Source organism: Haladaptatus sp. (genome assembly GCF_049589095.1).
Taxonomy (GTDB): Archaea; Halobacteriota; Halobacteria; order Halobacteriales; family Haladaptataceae; genus Haladaptatus.
This window is the reverse complement of the sequence record NZ_JBAWAC010000344.1, coordinates 1-5283: the sequence shown is the minus strand read 5'-3', so window position 1 is coordinate 5283 and position 5283 is coordinate 1. Positions and strand designations below refer to the sequence as shown.

General features: G+C 60.3%; 4 protein-coding genes. 2 read left to right on the top strand and 2 right to left on the bottom strand.

What is annotated here, in order from left to right; all coding sequences use genetic code 11:
* The first annotated feature begins 148 nt into the window (after nt 1–148).
* Nucleotides 149–2011 (top strand): bacterio-opsin activator domain-containing protein, encoded by a 1863-nt coding sequence (locus WBV42_RS10965; RefSeq protein ID WP_423986062.1) that lies wholly within the window; start codon nt 149–151, stop codon nt 2009–2011.
* Nucleotides 2012–2173: 162 nt separating this feature from the next.
* Here the strand turns inward: WBV42_RS10965 and WBV42_RS10960 are convergent, their stop codons facing one another.
* Both WBV42_RS10960 and WBV42_RS10955 read right to left on the bottom strand, forming a co-directional pair.
* Entirely contained in the window at nt 2174–2635 is a 462-nt protein-coding gene (locus WBV42_RS10960) for a type II toxin-antitoxin system VapC family toxin (RefSeq protein WP_423986061.1), read from the bottom strand.
* Complete coding sequence (locus WBV42_RS10955) at nt 2628–2921, bottom strand: AbrB/MazE/SpoVT family DNA-binding domain-containing protein (RefSeq protein WP_423986060.1); 294 nt, start codon at nt 2919–2921, stop codon at nt 2628–2630. The genes WBV42_RS10960 and WBV42_RS10955 overlap by 8 nt, the downstream gene beginning before the upstream one ends.
* 276 nt (nt 2922–3197) lie before the next feature.
* On the opposite strand from WBV42_RS10955, the gene WBV42_RS10950 reads away from it, so the two are divergent.
* On the top strand, nt 3198–4979 hold the full coding sequence (locus WBV42_RS10950; protein ID WP_423986059.1) for an asparagine synthase-related protein: 1782 nt from the start codon (nt 3198–3200) through the stop codon (nt 4977–4979).
* The last annotated feature ends 304 nt before the right edge of the window (nt 4980–5283 follow it).

Below are 5283 nucleotides of genomic sequence, written 5' to 3'. Positions count from 1 at the left end.
GCATATCCGCACACAGGAGGCGAGTCTCCAAAAACGTCGTGCCAAAAGGGACAAAAAGGAGCCGACGAGGGATCGGAACCACCGAAACGAACCCCTGACTCGTAACCGATAACTGAACTACTATTTCCCGTCGGCCCTTACTGTCCGTATGGACCTTCCTGACGAGACGCACGTGGGGGCGAGTCAGGCTCTCGAACGACTCTCCGATCCACTGCTCGCGCTCGATTCCGACTGGCGGGTGACGTATCTCAACGACCCGGCACGGGAACTGCTCGGCGTCGGTATCGACGAACAGTTGCCGACGGCGCTTCCCACGGCGGCGGGTGAGACGATTCTCGACCACTGTAAGACGGCGCGGCGGAACGACCGCCCCGAACCGTTCCACATCACGTTCGATGCCCGATATCAGGCGACCGTTCATCCCGGTGCTGACGGCGTGACGGTGCTCTTTCAGCGGTCCGAGGCCGCCACGGAGGACGTCGTCGCGGAACTCGATCTGAAGGAGCGGGCCATCAACGAAGCCCCGGTCGGTATCACCATCGCGGACGCACAACCGGACGACCAACCGCTGTTGTACGTCAACGAGGCGTTCGAGGAACTGACCGGGTACCCTTCCGACGAGGTACTGGGCCGCAACTGTCGGTTTTTGCAGGGGGAGGAGTCTGAGCCGGAACCCGTCCGGACGATGCGTGAGGCCATCCACGACGAGGAACCGGTTTCGGTCGAGCTGTTGAACTACTGTCAGGATGGAACGGAGTTCTGGAATCGGGTCGATATCGCACCGATTCGTGACGACACGGGCGACGTCAGTCATTTCGTCGGGTTCCAGACGGACATCTCGGAGCGAAAGCGGGCGGAGTTCGCCGCCCGCCAGCGGGCGGACGAACTCGAACACCTGCTCGAACGCATCGAGGGACTGCTCGGGGACGTCACGAGCGCGGTGGTCGAAGCGCCGACACGCGAGGCCATCGAGACGGCCTTCTGCACGCAGGTGACGCAGGTCGAACCCTACACCTTCGCGTGGGTCGGCGAGCGCGACGTTCGAACTGACGGCGTGGAGGTGCGGACAGTCGCGGGGGAGTGTGATCCGGACCCCGAACATCCCATCGTGCACGAGGCGCTGGAGACCGGGGAGCTACAGATCGCCCACCTCGACATCGAGGGATGTGCGGCGGCCGCGGCGCTTCCCATCTCGTACCACGACACGGAGTACGGCGTGCTCGTGGTAAGCGCGACGAAATCCGACGCGTTCGACGAGCGCGAGCAGGTCGTTCTGAAGTCGCTCGCTCGCGCCATCGGTAGCGCCATTAACGCCCGCGAGACGCGTCGGATCCTCATCGCGGACAGCGTCGTCGAAGCCGAGTTCTCGTTCCGAAGTTCGGACCTCTTCTTCGTGGATATCGCGGAGCGAACCGACGCCGAAATCAGTTACTTGCAATCGACGAACCACGACGACGGTTCGGTGGTATCGTTCTTCTCTATTCAGGGTGCGTCCGCGGACGACGTGTTCGACATCGTCTCGGAGCGCGACGACGTTCTCGATGCACGATTGGTGGCCGAACAGGACGAGGAAACCCTCTTCGAGTTCGTCCTCCCGGCGGGGACGCTCGTCTCCACGATGTCGGATTACGGCGGGAAGACGCAGGAGATATCGGCCACGCCGGACGAATCCCGCGTTCTCGTCGAGTTCCCACAGGAGGCGGACGTTCGCGGCCTCATCGAGCGCTTAAAGGATTCGTACTCCGGAACGGAACTGCTGGCCTACCGCCACCGCGAGCGTCCCGCGAAGACCAAACAGGATTTCATCGAGACCCTGACCGATTCGCTCACGGAGCGCCAGTTGGCCTCGCTTCAGAAAGCCTACGTCAGCGGCTTTTTCGACTGGCCGCGACCCGTGACGGGGGAGGAACTCGCCGAATCCATGCGCATCTCGCGTTCGACGTTCCACGAACACCTTCGGGCCGCGGAGCGGAAACTCTGTGCCGAGTTCTTCAGCGATGAGTCTGCCTGAATCACCCGGTTCGAGGTTGTCCGATGCAGTTGCGGATCCGCTGCGATATCGATCTCGATATTTTCGTCGAACGGCTTGTCGCGCCGCCGTTTCTCGGTGATGCCCCCTCTCAAAGAGTGGCTGATTCCATTCTGAATTGAGACCTCATAAATGCGATATAGATTAGTACCCCAGATAGTCGTTCAGAATAGCGAACTCCTCCGGGGAGAGAATAACGTTTGTTTCGACACCGGAGATTTTCTCGAAATCGTCGTCGATGGTGAGGATCGTCTTGGCCCCTTCCGACTTCGCAACTGCCGCGTAGTATCCGTCCCAGCCGCCGATGTTCACCGCACTCGCCTGTGAGAAGCCGTTCCGAACGACCTCCTCGGACATCCCGTCGTACCAATGGACTCGCTTCGAGTCCATGAAATTCTGCATGAGTTGGGATGCCTGTTTGTTCGAAACCCCGTAATAGCTCGTCAGGACGTTGTGCGCGCCGATAACGGACGCGTAGGGAACGATGGCGTCGATCTCACCGGCGATCGCTTGCCGAACGTACGATAGCGGCGTCTCATCGACGGGTGTACCCGAATGTGCTATCGCCGTCACGCCCACATCGAAGAGATACGGCCCCTCACTCATCGTCCGATTCGGACTCGTAGCGAGACGCTTGTTCACGAATAGTATCGAGATGGTCCTTCGCCTGTGGACCCAGCTCGCTGTATGGCGTACGGGACTGTTCGTCGTCGGAGATCCCGTCGATCAGTTCGTCCATTCGGTCGAGAATTCGTTCGGGGTCGTCTTCCGGTCGAACGACGGCCTTACCATCCTCTTCTTTGACCTCGACTTCAGTACCAGGAGAGATTCCCAGTCGTTCCCGAATTCGCTGTGGAAGGACGATTCGTCCCTTCGAATCCACTTTCGTCATGTTCCCACGTATGGTGGGAATACGGATAACGGTTCGGGTGAGTTATCGACACCGACTGGGTTGACCCAAGCGATTGCCGTTTTTGAAACGGAAAAACAGGAAGAGGTCTCCTTACAAAGACGGCCGGATGGCGGTACTGCTTTTACGATATTCGTCGGTCGGCGGTAGTAGCCCGGCCCAACTTCGTTTCAGCTTCCCCTTCGATTTTCTTCATGTCGAGCCTAACCCGGTCGAAGGCGTCTCATAACAATATAGGCAGTGGTGAACGTTTCTCCCATGCCCGGCGTAACCGGTGGTACCCTTAGCGATCGAGCATTCGACGAGATGCTCGACGCGATGGACCACGAGGAATGGTACGAGACTGCGGAACGATCGATTGGCGACCGTCGAATCGGACTCGTTCACCACGGCGACCGAGACCCAAACGGATGGACGACGTGGCGTGACGGCAAGAAGGTCGGCGTCCTGCACGGCGTGATATCGAATCGGGACGAACTGGGTCGTTCGAACGGCGAGATTTTCGAGCGGGTGCTCGCTGATCCCGATCGAACCCTCCCGGAACTCAGCGGACCGTTCCTGCTCGTCGCCGCCGACCGCTCCTCCACCATCGTCGCCACGGACAAACTCGGAACGCGGCCCTGTTACTACTCGACCGTCGATGGATTCCTGTTTGGCAGCGAACTCAAATCCCTCATCTCCCAACTCCACGCGCCGCGGGTGGACGAACGCGCGGTGAGCGACATGCTGTTCATGGGCTACGTATTCGGCCGCAAAACGCTCGTGAACGACGTGCAATCGCTTCGACCCGCATCGTACCTCCGATACGAGGACGGGAACGTCCAATCCCGTCGTTACTGGGAGCCCGATTTCGGTATCGACCCGCAGGAGGGCTACGTCGACGAGGCGATCGAACGCTATCGCCGAGTGGTCGGCAACGTCGCGGGTACCATCGACGGCCGAACCGGCGTCTGGCTCTCCGGGGGCCTCGACAGCAGGACGCTTACCGCCGCACTGAAGGACGAAATCGACACCATCCGAACGTTCACCTACGACAACTCGGCGACGCAGGAGGACCGCCTCGGTGCCGAGCGCGTCTCCGACGCGCTTTCGGTTCCCAACCAGTTCTGTAACTATTCCGCGAGCGAGTTCATGGAATCCATCGAACGAGGCGTAGACATCATGGACGGCATGCTCCAGTGGTCGTTCTTCGTCAACCTCCCGCCCGTCCTGAACGACGTGTCGGGGGAGGTCGACGTGCTGTTCGAAGGGAGCAGTCAGGGCGAGTTCTTCGGCGACGTGCTGTATCGGTCGTACCTGACCGGCAAGTCGTCCGTGGACGCCTTGGTCGCCCAGAAGGGTCAGCTCTCCCCTCACGAGGTGCAATCCATCCTCTCGTCGGACGTCTCGCCCACGCAGTCGCTCAGTCGAGTGGTCGAAGGGAGCACGCAGCCACGGCGGGAACACCGGACCCTCGATGCGCTCTGGGAACTGTTCGCCGACTCCCATTTCCGGTCGAACCGCCTCTATCGCAGTCAGGCCGGGACGCGCGTGCCGTTCGCCGACGGCGAGTTCATGAACCACGTCGCTCGGATGCCCTACCAGCGCTATCGAATCGGGGCGATTCCCGGTACCCGTGGTAGGGTGCCGTCCGCTGTCGCGCCGCTCAAACTTGAAGTCGCCCGTCGTGTCGGTGGTCCCTCCGCACGCGTCCCCTACAATCGGACGAACCGGCCGCCGACGTCACCGCTCGCGCTGCACGCGCTCGGGTTCGTCGCGGACAATCTCAAAAAGCGGGCCACGGGACCGGATACGTGCCGGATGGGTCGCTGGTACAGAAACGACCCGAAGATGCGCGCGTTCGTGGATTCCCTGCTCGACGATGCCTCCGACCGCGAGATTTTCGATGCCGATGGAGTGCGGACTCTCCAACACGAACACCTCGACGGACACGCGGACCACCTGAAGCCGATTTCGGCCATTACGACGCTCGAACTCTGGATGCAAAAGCACCTCGACACGGTACGTCCGTCCGCTGGACAGCGTGTTCCTGTGCGCTAGATTGGCACAGATATATAAGATATTGCTCTCACATTGAACTGAAATAGCAACGTTCAAGGGTCGCCGATTGGACGGTTCGAATGCATGGTACGCGGCGGGGCGGTACGTGATGTCGATATCAGAGCCATCGAACCTTCCCTCGTCAGTCTACTCTCCATCCCTCGATCTCTCGTCCCTTTGGTCGTCTCCTTTCTTCCCTTCCTGTCCATCTCCTTCCTTTCTCCCGTGTCGAGCGTGGAGTGGGCGAGTGAAGACTGCACACCCAGATGGAACATACGAAGATAGTGATTCGAGTCATGAAAGT